The organism is Vibrio porteresiae DSM 19223, from assembly GCF_024347055.1.
GTDB lineage: Bacteria > Pseudomonadota > Gammaproteobacteria > Enterobacterales > Vibrionaceae > Vibrio > Vibrio porteresiae.
In genome coordinates, this window is the sequence record NZ_AP024896.1 from 741,306 (window position 1) to 755,718 (window position 14,413).

Here is a 14,413-nt window from a genome sequence, read left to right on the forward strand (position 1 = left end):
GGTGAGCTATAGGCTCATCCTACGCCCTCTATAAATCTATTTGTTATTCTTCTTTATTTAACCCTATGAAATATGTGTTATTTCTAATGTCATAGTTGGCAATATGTGCTCACATTTTGCGTAAGAAATACATATTTACCCTCGTTACACTGACGGCCTTTAACGTTGCATTAATGCATTTTGGTGATGGATTTATTGATGCATGAGCGCTTTTGGCGTTCACCAATAAAACGTTGTCACAAGCCCGAGTGAATGAAACGAGGACCACCTCATGTTAGAAACTCTTATGCTGTCGCGCATTCAATTTGCCGCCAACATCAGTTTTCATATTTTATTTCCTACCTTGACCATCGCCCTTGGTTGGCTGCTGGTTTTTTACAAATGGCGCTTTCATCGCACTGGTGATGACCTATGGCTTAGTGTGTATTACTTTTGGGTCAAGATCTTTGCGCTAACATTTGCGTTGGGCGTGGTCTCTGGGATCACGATGAGCTTTCAGTTTGGTACCAACTGGCCCGGGTTTATGGAAAAAGTGGGTAACGTTGCAGGACCACTTTTAGGCTATGAGGTGATGACAGCCTTTTTTATGGAAGCGACCTTTTTGGGCGTGATGCTGTTTGGTCGAGGGCGAGTGCCTGAGTGGCTGCATAACCTAGCCACAGTGCTGGTGGCGGTGGGAACGACGATTTCAGCGTTTTGGATCTTAGTGCTCAATAGTTGGATGCATACCCCTCAAGGCCATGAATTAATTGATGGTGTGGTGCATGTCGTGAGTTGGTATGAGGTCATCTTTAATCCATCATTGCCTTATCGATTAGCTCATATGTTACTTGCCTCGGGATTAACCGCGTGCTTTGTGACGGCTGGGGTATCGGCTTATCAGCTCATTAAACGTAAACAGTTTCAGCCAGCACAACGTGCATTTAAGGTTGCTGTAACGGTTGCTGCCGTGCTTGCCCCACTACAAATGTTTGTGGGTGATTTACACGGATTAAACACTCTTGAACATCAGCCGGCAAAAATAGCTGCGATGGAAGGGGTATGGGAGACGAAGCAAGGGGCGCCACTCGTGCTATTTGCTGTACCTAATGAAGAGACGCGCACTAATGATTGGGCGATCGAAATACCCAATTTGGCCAGTTTGATCCTCACTCATGATATCGATGGAGAATTGCAAGGGCTCAATGAGTTTGCACCGGATCACCCACCAGTGAAACCGCTTTTTTTTGGTTTTCGTATCATGGTCGGCGTTGGCGTGCTAATGCTTATCGTCAGTTGGATTGGCGCATGGAAAGTACATCGAGCCCAAATACTCACACCTAAGATGCTGACTCTCTTTGTAGTGATGACTTTCTCTGGGTGGATTGCCACTTTAGCTGGATGGTATGTCACTGAGGTAGGTCGCCAGCCGTGGCTAGTGACAGGAGTGTTGCGAACTGCCGATGCCGTTACCCCTGTAGCAGGAACGTCGGTGGCCTTATCATTAACGCTGTATCTCATCACTTATGCCGTGTTGCTTTATGCTTATCTACACACGATTTTCTATCTCGCGCGTAAAGGGTTAACAGAACAACCATCCCATTTAGTTGTAGCAGAGGAGGCGAAAGCATGATGCAGTATCTACCGGAAATTTATCTGTTATTACTTGGCTTTGCGGTGTTCATGTATGCGGTACTCGATGGCTACGATCTTGGAATTGGCATGTTATTGCCGCTGCATAATGAACCTCAGCGTGACAAAATGATTGCGTCGATAGGACCATTTTGGGACGCGAACGAAACATGGCTGGTGTTGGCGGTTGGGATTTTATTGATCGCCTTTCCAACGGCGCACAGCCAGATTTTGACCGAGCTATACCTTCCAACGACCTTGATGCTGATTGGATTAATCATGCGTGGTGTTTCGTTTGATTTTCGAGCTAAAGCCAGAGCAGACCACAAAGACCGCTGGGATAAGTGCTTCAAATTGGGTTCCTTTGTTGCCGCTAGCACACAAGGGTATATGGTGGGGCGTTACGTGCTGGGATTCTCCGACACAATAGCCTCGTATGCGTTCGCAGTATTAAGCGCGCTTTGTGTTACCGCCGCTTATATTTATATTGGTGGAACATGGCTAGTATTAAAAACCGATGGACAACTCCAAAAGCAAGCTGCGCTATGGGCGCGTAAAGCAGGCGTCATTGCCTTACTTGGCATTGTGGCAGTCAGCATTGCCAATCCGTTAGTGAGTCCACATGTGGCCGAGCGTTGGTTTCAGTTTCCAGCTGTCTTGATGTTAGCACCAGTGCCCATTTTGGTATTTGGGTTGGTTTTTGCCATCGATCGCTATCTTGTGCGAGTCCCGACACGGGATGATTTCGGGGTGCATTTACCGTTTTCAGGAGTGATTGCACTGTTTGCATTGAGCTTTTTTGGCTTAGCCTACAGTTTTTTCCCTGAAGTCGTGCCGGGACAATTGACGGCTCAGCAGGCAGCCAGTGCGCCAGAAACATTGCTAATTACTGGGATTGGCGTAGTGATTGTGATGCCGATGATCTTGATGTACACCTTTGTGGTGTATCGAATTTTCAAAGGTAAAGCAGCCGATCTGAGTTATAAATAATGTGAGCTAATGGGGCTAAGTGCACAAATAGGTTAGCATTGGCACCTGTGGTCACATGGTGCCAATGCATTCAATGAGCGAGATGGTTTGGCTTATGCGTGAGATTTTCTAGCGCGTTTAACACCTAATAAGCATAATCCGAGACCAAATAGTCCCAAGGTCGCTGGCTCCGGTACATCGTTATCTGGAATATCGACGGTGTCTAACGAAGCGCCCATCACGGCATAATAGCTCAAAGATACTGAGCTATTGGCGAGTAGAGTGCCGATGTCAAAAGCGATACCAATTGTATAGTCGCCATTACCGTCATTTGTACCGCTGAGATAGGTACTCGCAGAGGTAGACCAACTCGAGGAAACACCGGTATTGTGACTGACGTCGGAATCAGAATAGTACCCAATGGTTAAGCCTGTGCTCGATCCTTCGGCATAAACCCAATCATTTGGATCAAGTGAGGCGCTGCCACGTCCATTGACGGTTGTGTAGGAACCATAGGTAGCCATATCTGGATCGGGATCGAGCACGCGTAAGAAGGTAAGGTCGGTTAAATCTTGTAAAGCGGTAATCATGGTTGTAAAACCAATTCTTTCATCACCATCATTAAAAAAGGTCTCGATATTAATCGCAAAGTAATCGCCGTAGACAGCACTCCAAGAGATGGCGTGATCGTAGGAGCTGGAACTCGATATATCTGTTAGCGTGCCACCAGAAATACTATTTGAACCGTCATTATTATTGCCGACATTTCCTGTTTGTGATGAGCTGATATAAAAACCTTCAAAAGGCGTGCCTGGAGTTAAATAGTCATTTATCGACCAAGCAGATGTTCCTGTTACATCGTGAATTATCCCTGGAGATGTACTTCCTCCTGCTCCTAGAGTACCATTGTCACTGACAGCAGTGAGTACATAATCCCCCTCCATAGTGATATAAGCAGCATGCGCGATTGAGCTTGCTGTCATCATGGCAATTAAAGAGAGTAGTGTGGTTATTTTTTGCATCTGCATTATTATCGACTCCATGTCATTAATTGTTGACGATTGGAATAGCAGTAATTATGCCAAAGTAAAAACCTTATGATTATCATGTTGTTATATTTTATTTTGTGCTTTTGTTATTTCATGGTGTAAATTTTCATGACAATAGCTATTCCCATTTCTTGACCGCTAGTTATGTTTGATTGGATTTTAAATTATTATTTATTAGTGAGTTAGGATGCCTATTCTTCTGAGGTTTTTCGTAAGTCATCATTACCATTAAAACAGTTGAGTATCATTTTTGCGTAAAATACTAGACATCTATATCAAAAAAATGGAAGAAATATTATTTAATAATAAACCTATCATTTGAAGATATTTTATATAAAAATTGAATGAATAACATATATTGTCATATATTTCATATTGTTATACCTCATGGCTTTGAAAAATAACTTCAATACCATTGGTGTAAAATAAACTGACAATTAATGAGATAGTATTGATTTATAACTGTAAATCTATCATGAGATAGGGTGTTTATTATCACCGAATAATATTGGTACCTAAAAATAGAATTTTGAAATATTGATTCCAAATCACAACATTTATAGATGGCAAGTGTAATATATTGAATAATGTATTTGTAAAAGTCAGAGTTGAAATGTTTCTATTCCCAATTCGATTAATTATTAATGATTCAATGAAAAACCAAACAGCCAATGTTGTACGATTTCTTGAGTAAGGAAGTGAATACCATAATGAAGGAAAATTTACTTTTCTAAGAATGGCTATCCCCAATTCTAGGTATATTAATAAAGATTGTTAAGTAGCATCATTGATCGCTTAATGCTCGTTGCTAGGCAGAACAAAGGAAACAAATAGGGCACTCATATGAAAGATATTAATCAGCTAGACATTTTGCTAGATGCACTTTCAGAGCATGTCTTTGTTTTATCTGAATCTGGTCAATACATTAATGTGTTTGGTGGCAGTGAAAACGGCAGAATTGAAGACAGTAAAGCACATATTGGTAAGATGTTAGATGACGTTTTTCCGGAAAAGATGGCGAGCCTATTTCTCTCTTACATCACGCAAACGCTTAAAGCGCAACAGATCCAGAAAGTCATATACGTTTTTACCAAAGAGGAGTTAGGGGATCGTTATCCTGGCCCACCAGGCACAAAAGAAACTTGGTTTGAAGGAATCATCAAACCTCTTCCTCTCACTGCAAATAATGAGCGTACGGTACTTTGGACCGCTAAAAATATTACGGAACAGCGCAATCTGGAACAGCGATTAAAAACGCTATCAGAGATTGATGAGCTGACTCATATCGCAAATCGCAGAACCATTGTAGAGTGGGTCACTTCAGCCATAAAGGAGTTTAAGGAGTTTGGTCGTACATTTACGCTTTTGATGTTTGATATCGACAAGTTCAAACGCATTAACGACACTCTTGGGCATCCAATGGGTGATAGAGTGATTCGGTACGTTGCGAATGTTGCCCGAAATGAATTGAGAGCGAGAGACTGTATTGGCCGACTCGGCGGTGATGAGTTTTTAGTGCTGCTGCGCGATACCGATATCGTAAATGCTATGGCTGTAAGCGAAAAATTGCGTCGGCGTATTGAAGAGAATCCTTGTCCAATGGTGGATTACGACGTGACAATGACGATCAGCATCGGTATGGCGGAAGTGAAGATTGATGATAACAAAGCAATCGCTTTGATTTCTCGTGCTGATAAAGCGCTTTATTATGCGAAAAATCACGGTCGCAATAAAACCTGTTGTTACAGTGCAGAAATGGAAGAGGGCGAGGGAATAAAATCGCAGCGTTGGATTACACGCAGCAGGGCAAGAAGAGAGAGAAAGGAACGTAGCCGAATCAAGCTTTGAGTTAAATGGCTTGTGATTCTTTCAAAAACGTAAAAAGCCCGCTGATTTCTCAGCGGGCTTTTTGAATGTGGCGGAGAGATAGGGATTTGAACCCTAGATACGCTATTAACGTATGCCGGTTTTCAAGACCGGTGCTTTCAACCACTCAGCCATCTCTCCGTGTGGCGCACATATTAGGGGCTCTCACTCTGGTTGTAAAGCATAAATTTGAGGGGATTGAATCGTTTGCTGCTATTGTGACCAAAGTGTTTTTTGACAAAACGCTCACCAAAACTTTATGAAAAGCTAATATAAAGACAAAATAGCTGTGTATTTGCTCTAGATAGTAAAACCCTAATAAAATAATGTTTTATTGTTAAGTGTATGAATACATGAATAAAAACACTGTTCAGAATACGCTTGTACGCCCGAAAGTGTTTGCGTAGTAGCGTGAAGTACTTCAAAATTAACGTGTTAGCATTTCTTCTTAGTAGAGAATGAGGTTTTGATGAAAGTCGCGGATCTTTTGAAGCATCGTGCTGAAAATCTAGTGAAGCACACTGAATTCAAGCAATGGATGTCTCCTACAGTACGTGAGTACTGGGGGGAGTTCTTGAACAAAGCCAATAATCGTCAGCTATTTGCGTGGATGAAAGAATTTAGTCAACCTGCGAATGAAGAAGTGGCCGCACCAGAGCCGATCGTTTTAGCGCCGGCTGCTCAGGCAGTTTATGATGAATTACTGCCTAAGATTGGTGAGGTAATTCATACTGGCGATTGGATGATGGTTGATCAGGAACGTATCAATCAGTTCGGCAAAGTCACGGAAGATATGCAGTGGATCCACACTAATCCAGAAAAGGCAGCAGAGCAGTCTCCTTTTAAAACGACCATTGCACATGGTTTTTTAACTTTGGCCCTATTGCCAAAATTAACGGATAGTGTTGACCCTGATAATTCCTTATTCCCTACCGCCAAGATGGTAGTGAATATTGGATTGAATTCAGTGCGATTCCCATACCCTATCAAGTCAGGTAGTCGTGTGAGAGCGGTGAGTACGCTCTCTAAAGTGACACCGATTAAGAAAGGTTTGGAGATTGAGCGCGAAATTAAAGTAGAAATTGAAGGCGTTCGACGTCCCGGTTGTGTGGTAGTGTCGGTGATTCAGCTTCACTTTTAAATTTGAATGCGAAAGCATTAAACAATATCGGAGAGCTAAGGCTCTCCGATTTTTTTCTCTAGATTTTAGTGTTGACGATCATTTCTGAATCATGGGTACATAGCCATAATCTTGAATGATTTTCTGTGCTTCGTACGATTTCAAGTAGGTCAGAAATGACTTTACGTTCGCCGTATCTTTCTCTGGATAATGCAAAATTAAGAAAGGTCGCGTTAGAGGGTATTGCCTATCAGCGATGGTTTCTGCGTTACCATCCACATCATCAATCAATAACGAATGAACGGACATATCCACCGAACCGTAGGAAATAAAACCGACCGCTTGTGGATTGTGATTGACTAACGTTTTCACCATACCATTACTGTTGGCGACTAAGGCGTTGGGTGAAATCGTGGAAACGAGTTGGTCTTTAATCACTTTGGTCAAGCCAAGCAAAGTTTCGAAACTGTAACGAGTGCCAGAAGAGGCTTCACGAGTCACAACGGCGATGCGTTTGTCTTGTCCGCCAAGTTCTTTCCAATTTGTTAGCGTACCGCTATAAATATCAAATAGTTGTTTACGAGTCAGTGATTTTACCGGGTTATTGATATTCACTACTACGGCTAATCCATCGAGGGCTAACACGTCAATTTTCAAATCTTCGTCTTTTTCCCCTTCAGTTAAGTAGCGCGAGCTCATCGCTATATTGGATATCCCTTTTTTAAGCAACATGATGCCAGAGGTGGAGTCAGTACCGTGAACGGCGATAAAGCTTTGCTTTTGCTGATTGTTATAATGCTCAGCAAGCACATCCATCACACGTGCGACTGAGGTTGATCCAGAAATGTTGATCTCGTCTGCGTGCACAGAGAATGCGAGAGTGGAACAAGAGATAAGTGCAGCAAAAATCACTCGCAACATAAAATACTCCAAAATGGGATTAATAAAGAGTCAACAGTATATTTCGTTAAAATGACACAAATGTGAATACCTCAATAGATCAGTATGTCGCATAGTTGTGAAATTAGGTGGCTTTTGCGCGGATCGTTTATACTCATTTGCAACAGAGGTCGTTGATTATCACATCTAATCCGACGATACTGCCCCTTAAGTTAATGAGTGCATATGAGGTTTCATCATGACGGTCGTAAACATGTTGCAACGTCAGATTGAAAGACGAGCGGAGCTGATTTGTCAAAGTCGTAATCAGAACTTGCCTGTCGACATGGGTAAGTCAAGTTTTGAGTCAGTTGAGCAAGGAGTTCATTTCCTGCAGCACCATTGTAAGTTGGATTCTTCTCGCTGTGAGTACATTAGCCCTGTGGCCAAATTGGTATGGGAAGAGGATATTAGCCAGTGGGCATTGTACGTACCCGAAGACCAAGAAGGAGAGGTGAGTTGGTTGCCTTATCCTTACTTGTCGAAAAGTTCTGATTTGACGGCGTTGATTCGAGAAGTGGAAAAAGATCCGAAATCGATGTTCTGGATCTAACCAGTGTCATTTGATTTCATCATTAGCGTGAAGCAAATGAAATAAAGATGAAAAAGGCATTCCGAAGAATGCCTTTTGTATTTCTAGCGAAATGAAATCGGATTACGCGTCTTTCACTTCTGGAGTGTTTTCTTCCGCTGCTGCTAGTGTTGCCTCAGGTGCAACTTCAGCTTTAGGCGCATCAGCAAACACTTGAGTTGGTTTTGCAACAATACTGCGGTTTTCTTGGTTCACTTCAGTCAATACGATTTCAAGTGTGTCACCCAATTGGTAAACCACTTCTTTGTCGATTGAGATTGTTCCGTTATCACCGTTGCATTCGATACGCTCTTTGTTATCGAGGATCAGTGCGCCTGGAATAAACGCCGCTGCGCCATTTTCCATCACACGAATACGCATACCTGCACGATTAATATCGAAGATCTCGCCAGTAAAGCGAGTAGCTTTCGCTGGTTCTTCCGCAAGCGTACGTGCATACAACCAATCGCCAACGTTACGTTCTGCGATTTTGTGATGCTTACGATGTAGAGCCAGCTCTTCACCTACGGTTTCATCAGGCGTTTGTACTGGTTCTTTATTAAGGATCATCGCTTTAAGCATACGGTGGTTAATCATATCGCCGTATTTACGAATTGGAGATGTCCAAGTGGCGTACACATCTAAGCCCATAGCAAAGTGAGGTAATGGTTGATTACCGATCTCACTGTAGCTTTGGTATTTACGAATACGGTTATCAAGATAAGTGGTCTCTTGATGACCTAACCAACGACGTAGTGCAGCAAAGCCTTCTACTGTTGATAGAGTTTCTTCAGTTGCGTTTGGCGCGCCATGTTGGTTAACCAATTCAACCACTTCAGCCATTTTCTCTGGTTTGAAACCTGCGTGAGTATTGAACACACCTGTTTGGAATGCGTTACGTAGCGCCTTACCAGCACAGATGTTGGCCGTAATCATGGATTCTTCAACAAGGCGGTTTGCGGTGCGGCGCATGTCGGCATGAATCGCGATAACATCGTTATCTTCGCTCAGTTCGAAACGGTAGTCTGGACGATCTGGGAATACGACTGCGTTAGTTTCACGCCAATTAGCACGAGCACGTGAGAAGTCGAACAAATCACGTACGACTTGCGCCACTTCGTCAGAAGGTGCCCAGTTGTCGCTATGTCCAGTTTCAAGCCAATCAGACACATGGTCATACACTAAACGGCCATGAGACTCGATGTTAGCTGCGAAGAAACGAATGTCATCGCCAATCACGCCATCAGAACTTACGGTCACGCTGCAGCAAAGAGTAGGGCGAACTTGACCTTCCATTAGAGAACAAAGCTCATCAGCCAAATCGCGAGGTAGCATTGGAATGTTGCGACCAGGAAGATAAATAGTAAAGCCGCGCTCACGGGCTACTTTATCCATAAAATCATCTGGTGTGATATACGCCGTTGGATCAGCAATAGCGATGGTGAGGCTAAAGCTGCCGTCAGCATTTTTCTTCGCGTAAAGTGCATCATCCATATCTTTGGTGGATTCACCATCGATAGTCACGAATGGAACTGAAGTCAGATCTTCACGCACAAGGTCAGCGTCATCTTTCAATTCCCAATTTTCGATACCATCTGGTTCAGAGTTCGGTAGATCGTTTTCTGCTAGAGTTACCCACCAAGGAGCGATTTTATCGTCGGCATCGGTGATTTTTTTTGAAATCTCAACGAAGAAGCCGTTATCGCCTTTAAGTGGATGGCGAGTTAAGTGAGCAACAACCCAATCGCCCTCTTTAAAATCTTCTGGATTCAGACCCTTAGCAGTACGAGCTTTGAGCGACTGCTTTTTCAATTGAGGGTGATCAGGAGCAACATTTAGCTTGCCTTTGAACAGTTTTACGCGGCCGATAAAGCGAGTCAGTGATGGCTCAAGCAGTTCTTGTGGCTCGGCAACTTCACGCTCGTTCTCGGTACGAATGATGGCAACGACTTTGTCGCCATGAAGGCATTTTTTCATGTACGGAGGTGGGACGAAGAAGCTCGTTTTACTGTCTACTTCTAAAAAGCCGAAACCTTTATCCGTGGCTTTGATGGAACCTTCCTTCTTAGGCAGGTTTTCCTGAATTTGCTGTTTAAGCTGGGCAAGTAATGGGTTGTCTTGAAACATTATTTACTCTTAATTGTTGGTATTTATACCCTTTTTATGAAGTATGAACGCCAGTACGAACTGCTTATCGATGAGCAATTTCGTGAGCGCTGAGTGGTCACTCTTGGCATACATCACGCTACGGACATAAAGATATCCTGACTTTCTTACGATAACCGGGTAAGAAACATCACTAATGCCATTCGCGCTTGGTATCCATAACCAAGAGATGATATCGATTACCAAAGCACGCTCAGTCTGGCGTCAATGGTACTAGGTAATGGCACTAATGTATATCGCGAAGTCGGTGTCGGCGACTAAAGGCTCAATAAATCTAGGTGAATTTCTAGGCAAATTGTCGTCTTCCTCTCTTTCGATGAATTTTACTGGTGAAATAAGAGACGTAAACAGAGATTACCGATGGAAAACGCTGTGTTAGCTCACGGAAATGGGTGTTCGATTGTGTACCGATTCTAGTTTTCATAGAGCTTTGTTGCATAAAATCACCTTCACCATGCAATACGCTAAAGGTCACATACACTAGATAAAACGCTCAGTGAGCAACTTAGAATAATGACTCAACCCATTCAAGCTAGGGCATACAACGTCGTAATGTATTGTGAAGAGTGAGAGCCAATTTGAAGTATTTCTCTGTATCCTGTTTTAGCACTTTAGTTTTTGTGTCCTTTTTTTCCATTCCTGTATTTGCCAAAAGTGACAAGTTAGAAAAAGTAGGGGATGTTGGCCAATATGGTATTCCTCTCGTTGCTGGCGCTATCTCTTTATATCATCTCGATGGTGAGGGATTAGTTGAACTTGGCGAAGGAGCTGTTTGGACGGCCCTTACGACCCATCTACTCAAGAGTACCATCGATGCAAAACGCCCAGACGGTACGGATGAGAGCTTTCCGTCCGCGCATACGGCTAGTGCTGCGCAAGGCGCAGCTTATCTGCAGTTTCGTTACGGTTATCAGTACGGCATTCCTGCATATATTGCAGCTGGAGTGGTTGGGTATTCGCGCATTGATGCCGAACGCCATCACTGGCGTGATGTGTTTGCAGGCTTGGCGCTAGGCACAGGCGTGCAGTATTTGATCTCTGAGCAAGGCTGGTCAGTCACAGAATTGGCGATTGTGCCGTATTGGGAGTCTAAAGGTCTCGGTGTCGCGATATCATGGCGTTACTGAGAATGGCTAGCCAATCGAGTATCTCCATGACTAGGATATAAATTTTGCTAAGTGATTGATGAATCTGAGCTGGTTAAAATTTAAACAAACATAGTTTTTTGAAATTCCAATTTTTTAAAAGTACTTTTATTTTTAGTTGGTTATTGGAATGAATATTGACAATAAGGCGATAAATTGACCGTTTGGTATAAGTAATAGATAGAGTCTTTAAAAAAGATGCTTTATCCCTGTGGCTAGACAGAAGATTGGCTAAAGAAAGTGCAAAAAGAAATTTAGTGATCCATATCTAGTTGCGAAAGAATAGGCTACAATATCTCCTGACAATCTAAAGCAGAGCTCCGTGCGGTTTTATTTGCAAGGGAAACAGTAAAATCCATTGAATTAATAGGTATTTTTCTGAGTTGATGTTCTTGTGCGAACAGCTCGTTCAATGTGTTGCGATGGTCTCTCACGAGGCGATCGAATAGGTGAAAATGCGGTTCATGCTGCTTGAAGATTGGGTAAATTGGGGTGCGGGTTGAGTTGGTGAAACGTAATGCGGTAGCCAAGCAAATCAAGGACTCTGGGCTTGTTTAAGTCAGAGTTTTATCATACGTAAGAAAAATTTGTGATGAATTTCAATTTTTCCTAGCTTTTTTTATGTATTTAGGGAATAATCCGCTCCCCTAAGTTATGTCCCAAGCGGCTTGATGCGTTTTAATACTTATCCGCATCTGAACGGAATCAGCAAATTTTTGGATTGGTTGGAAATGGTAAAGCTCATGGGACCTTGGTTTTTTTTATTATTATGGGAATCCCATGCAAGATACTGTCATTCAATTTAGTGACTTAGCACTTAACAGTGCAATTCTATCAGCCCTAACAGAAATGGGCTTTGTGCAACCAACACCAATTCAAGCAGCGTCAATCCCTGTTCTGTTAGAAGGACGTGATGCGCTTGGTAAAGCGCAAACCGGTACAGGTAAAACAGCAGCATTCTCTCTTCCACTGCTGAACAAGTTAGATTTAGCCCAACGTAAACCTCAAGCAATCGTGATGGCTCCAACTCGTGAGTTGGCGATCCAAGTTGCTGCTGAGATTAAGAACCTTGGTCAAAAGATCTCTGGTCTTAAAGTTCTTGAAATTTACGGTGGTGCATCGATCGTAGATCAAATGCGCGCCCTGAAAAACGGTGCCCACATTGTTGTTGGTACTCCAGGTCGTGTAAAAGACTTGATTACTCGTGAGCGTCTCCATCTTGACGAATGTCATACCTTCGTATTGGACGAAGCTGACGAAATGTTAAAAATGGGCTTCGTTGACGATGTTACTTGGATCATGGAGCAGGCTCCTTCAACAGCACAACGCGTGTTGTTCTCTGCAACTATGCCTCCAATGGTTAAAGACATCGTTGATCGCTTCCTTCGTGAACCTGCACGTATTGACGTTGCTGGCTCTAACCAGACTGTTGCTAAAGTTGAGCAGCAATTCTGGGTAGTAAAAGGTGTTGAAAAAGACGAAGCAATGTCTCGTCTTCTAGAAACTGAAGAAACTGATGCGTCAATCGTGTTCGTTCGTACTCGTCAAGATACTGAACGCCTAGCAGATTGGCTAAGTGCTCGTGGCTTTAAAGCTGCTGCGCTACACGGTGATATTCCTCAGTCTCTACGTGAACGTACTGTTGATCACATCAAACAAGGTGTTATCGACATTCTAGTAGCAACTGACGTAGTAGCTCGTGGTCTTGATGTGCCACGTATTACACACGTATTTAACTACGATATCCCATTTGACGTTGAATCTTACATCCACCGTATCGGCCGTACTGGTCGTGCAGGACGTAAAGGTAAAGCGATCCTATTGGTTCGTACTAACCAAATCCGCATGCTACGCACTATCGAGCGTGTAACTCACTCTTCTATGGAAGAGATCCAGTTGCCACACCGCGACAAAGTAGCTGAGTCTCGTTTGACTCAACTTGCTGCTGATTTGGAAGCAGAAAAAGAACACAAAGCATTAGACAAATTTGCTGAACTTGTAGAGAAAATTCAAGGTTCTCTAGAGATCGATGCAACGACTCTTGCTGCGATTCTTTTGAAACGTCAACAGGGTAAACGTCCATTGTTCTACGTTGGTGAAGACCCAATGTTAGAAGCAATCGAGCGTGACAAGTCTCGTCGTCGTGAACGCCGTGATGACCGTCGTGAAGGCGGCCGTGAAGGTGGTCGTGATTTCGGTGCGAACAATGCAGATTGGGAAACTTACCAACTACAAGTTGGTCGTGAACAAGGCGTACAAGTTAAAGACATCGTTGGTGCACTTGCAAACGAATTAGGCCTAACTAAAGGTTCTATCGGTGCCATCAAACTGGCTCAAGGTCATACATTTGTTCAGTTGCCTAAGACTATGTCTACCGACGTAACTAGCAAACTACGCAAACTACGTATTCGCCAGAAAGAAGTAGATGCAGTGGTATGTGATTTCACGGATTTCCGTGAACCACGTGGTCGTCGTGACGGTGGTCGTGATGGCGGTCGTCGTGAAGGCGGACGTGATGGTGGTCGCCGTGAAGGTGGTCGTCGTTTTAGCAGCGAAGGTAACTTCCGCGGCAACGGTGAAGGCAATAGCAACGGTCGCGGAAACTTCCGTGGTGGTGAACGTCGTTTCGAACGTAACCGTAGTGGCGATGATCGCGGTAGCTTCCGCGGTGAACGTGGCCACGGTCGTCGTCAAACCCAAGACGCATAATAAATAGTTGAAAGTAAAAGGCCCATGATTTCATGGGCCTTTTTGTATCTAAAATTCGGGTATATTTAATAACTTTTGATAATAATCGTTTTCTATTCGGATATTTGCGGGTAAATTGTAGCCTTACTGTTTAGGCTTTTGCTCCGATGCTGTTTTAAGACAAGTGATTAGGCTTGTTGACTCTTTTAGCAACCGGTTGCCTATAGAATGAACTAACAGCTTGATTTATTTCAGTCTGTCATGGATTTACGCGACTACAACCTCTATT

Annotated in this window: 10 protein-coding genes and 1 tRNA gene; 7 read left to right on the forward strand and 4 right to left on the reverse strand. The window is 43.3% G+C overall.

Annotation, left to right across the window (positions count from 1 at the left end; translation table 11 throughout):
* Positions 1 to 271: 271 nt before the first annotated feature.
* Positions 272 to 1,612 carry a cytochrome ubiquinol oxidase subunit I gene (locus tag OCV11_RS19920; RefSeq protein WP_261897757.1) on the forward strand — a complete coding sequence of 447 codons (1,341 nt, stop codon included), beginning with the start codon at positions 272 to 274 and terminating at the stop codon, positions 1,610 to 1,612.
* Complete coding sequence (locus tag OCV11_RS19925) at positions 1,609 to 2,601, forward strand: cytochrome d ubiquinol oxidase subunit II (RefSeq protein ID WP_261897758.1); 993 nt, start codon at positions 1,609 to 1,611, stop codon at positions 2,599 to 2,601. Before OCV11_RS19920 ends, OCV11_RS19925 begins: the two co-directional genes overlap by 4 nt.
* A gap of 92 nt (positions 2,602 to 2,693) precedes the next feature.
* Here OCV11_RS19925 and OCV11_RS19930 read toward each other — a convergent pair whose 3' ends face one another.
* Positions 2,694 to 3,608, reverse strand: a complete 915-nt coding sequence (locus OCV11_RS19930) for a PEP-CTERM sorting domain-containing protein (RefSeq protein WP_261897759.1) — start codon at positions 3,606 to 3,608, stop codon at positions 2,694 to 2,696.
* 864 nt (positions 3,609 to 4,472) lie between these two features.
* Between OCV11_RS19930 and OCV11_RS19935 the strand changes: the two genes are divergently transcribed.
* Complete coding sequence (locus tag OCV11_RS19935; protein ID WP_261897760.1) at positions 4,473 to 5,477, forward strand: sensor domain-containing diguanylate cyclase; 1,005 nt, start codon at positions 4,473 to 4,475, stop codon at positions 5,475 to 5,477.
* A 68-nt stretch (positions 5,478 to 5,545) separates the two neighbouring features.
* Here the strand turns inward: OCV11_RS19935 and OCV11_RS19940 are convergent.
* Positions 5,546 to 5,636, reverse strand: a tRNA-Ser gene (locus tag OCV11_RS19940).
* A 328-nt stretch (positions 5,637 to 5,964) separates the two neighbouring features.
* On the opposite strand from OCV11_RS19940, the gene OCV11_RS19945 reads away from it, so the two are divergent.
* Positions 5,965 to 6,636: a MaoC family dehydratase gene (locus OCV11_RS19945; RefSeq protein ID WP_261897761.1), complete on the forward strand. Its 672-nt coding sequence runs from the start codon at positions 5,965 to 5,967 to the stop codon at positions 6,634 to 6,636.
* A gap of 78 nt (positions 6,637 to 6,714) precedes the next feature.
* On the opposite strand, the gene OCV11_RS19950 is transcribed toward OCV11_RS19945, so the two are convergent.
* Positions 6,715 to 7,536, reverse strand: a complete 822-nt coding sequence (locus tag OCV11_RS19950) for a phosphate ABC transporter substrate-binding protein (protein WP_261897762.1) — start codon at positions 7,534 to 7,536, stop codon at positions 6,715 to 6,717.
* Between the two features lie 217 nt (positions 7,537 to 7,753).
* Between OCV11_RS19950 and OCV11_RS19955 the strand changes: the two genes are divergently transcribed.
* Complete coding sequence (locus OCV11_RS19955; RefSeq protein ID WP_261897763.1) at positions 7,754 to 8,107, forward strand: DUF3024 domain-containing protein; 354 nt, start codon at positions 7,754 to 7,756, stop codon at positions 8,105 to 8,107.
* Positions 8,108 to 8,209: 102 nt separating this feature from the next.
* On the opposite strand, the gene rnb is transcribed toward OCV11_RS19955, so the two are convergent.
* A complete protein-coding gene (gene rnb, locus OCV11_RS19960; RefSeq protein WP_261897764.1) occupies positions 8,210 to 10,252 on the reverse strand; it encodes an exoribonuclease II in 2,043 nt (680 codons plus the stop codon).
* A 659-nt stretch (positions 10,253 to 10,911) separates the two neighbouring features.
* On the opposite strand from rnb, the gene OCV11_RS19965 reads away from it, so the two are divergent.
* Positions 10,912 to 11,418: a phosphatase PAP2 family protein gene (locus tag OCV11_RS19965; RefSeq protein WP_261897765.1), complete on the forward strand. Its 507-nt coding sequence runs from the start codon at positions 10,912 to 10,914 to the stop codon at positions 11,416 to 11,418.
* A 798-nt stretch (positions 11,419 to 12,216) separates the two neighbouring features.
* Positions 12,217 to 14,145 (forward strand): DEAD/DEAH box helicase, encoded by a 1,929-nt coding sequence (locus tag OCV11_RS19970; protein WP_261897766.1) that lies wholly within the window; start codon positions 12,217 to 12,219, stop codon positions 14,143 to 14,145.
* Positions 14,146 to 14,413 lie beyond the last annotated feature (268 nt).

Bases quoted from the DNA above. Each gene is read 5' to 3' on its own strand.
- OCV11_RS19935 (WP_261897760.1), top strand. From the start codon at position 4,473: ATGAAAGATATTAATCAGCTAGACATTTTGCTAGATGCACTTTCAGAG.
- OCV11_RS19925 (WP_261897758.1), top strand. From the start codon at position 1,609: ATGATGCAGTATCTACCGGAAATTTATCTGTTATTACTTGGCTTTGCG.
- OCV11_RS19920 (WP_261897757.1), top strand. From the start codon at position 272: ATGTTAGAAACTCTTATGCTGTCGCGCATTCAATTTGCCGCCAACATC.
- OCV11_RS19950 (WP_261897762.1), bottom strand. From the start codon at position 7,536: ATGTTGCGAGTGATTTTTGCTGCACTTATCTCTTGTTCCACTCTCGCA.
- rnb (WP_261897764.1), bottom strand. From the start codon at position 10,252: ATGTTTCAAGACAACCCATTACTTGCCCAGCTTAAACAGCAAATTCAG.
- OCV11_RS19930 (WP_261897759.1), bottom strand. From the start codon at position 3,608: ATGCAGATGCAAAAAATAACCACACTACTCTCTTTAATTGCCATGATG.
- OCV11_RS19970 (WP_261897766.1), top strand. From the start codon at position 12,217: ATGCAAGATACTGTCATTCAATTTAGTGACTTAGCACTTAACAGTGCA.
- OCV11_RS19945 (WP_261897761.1), top strand. From the start codon at position 5,965: ATGAAAGTCGCGGATCTTTTGAAGCATCGTGCTGAAAATCTAGTGAAG.
- OCV11_RS19955 (WP_261897763.1), top strand. From the start codon at position 7,754: ATGACGGTCGTAAACATGTTGCAACGTCAGATTGAAAGACGAGCGGAG.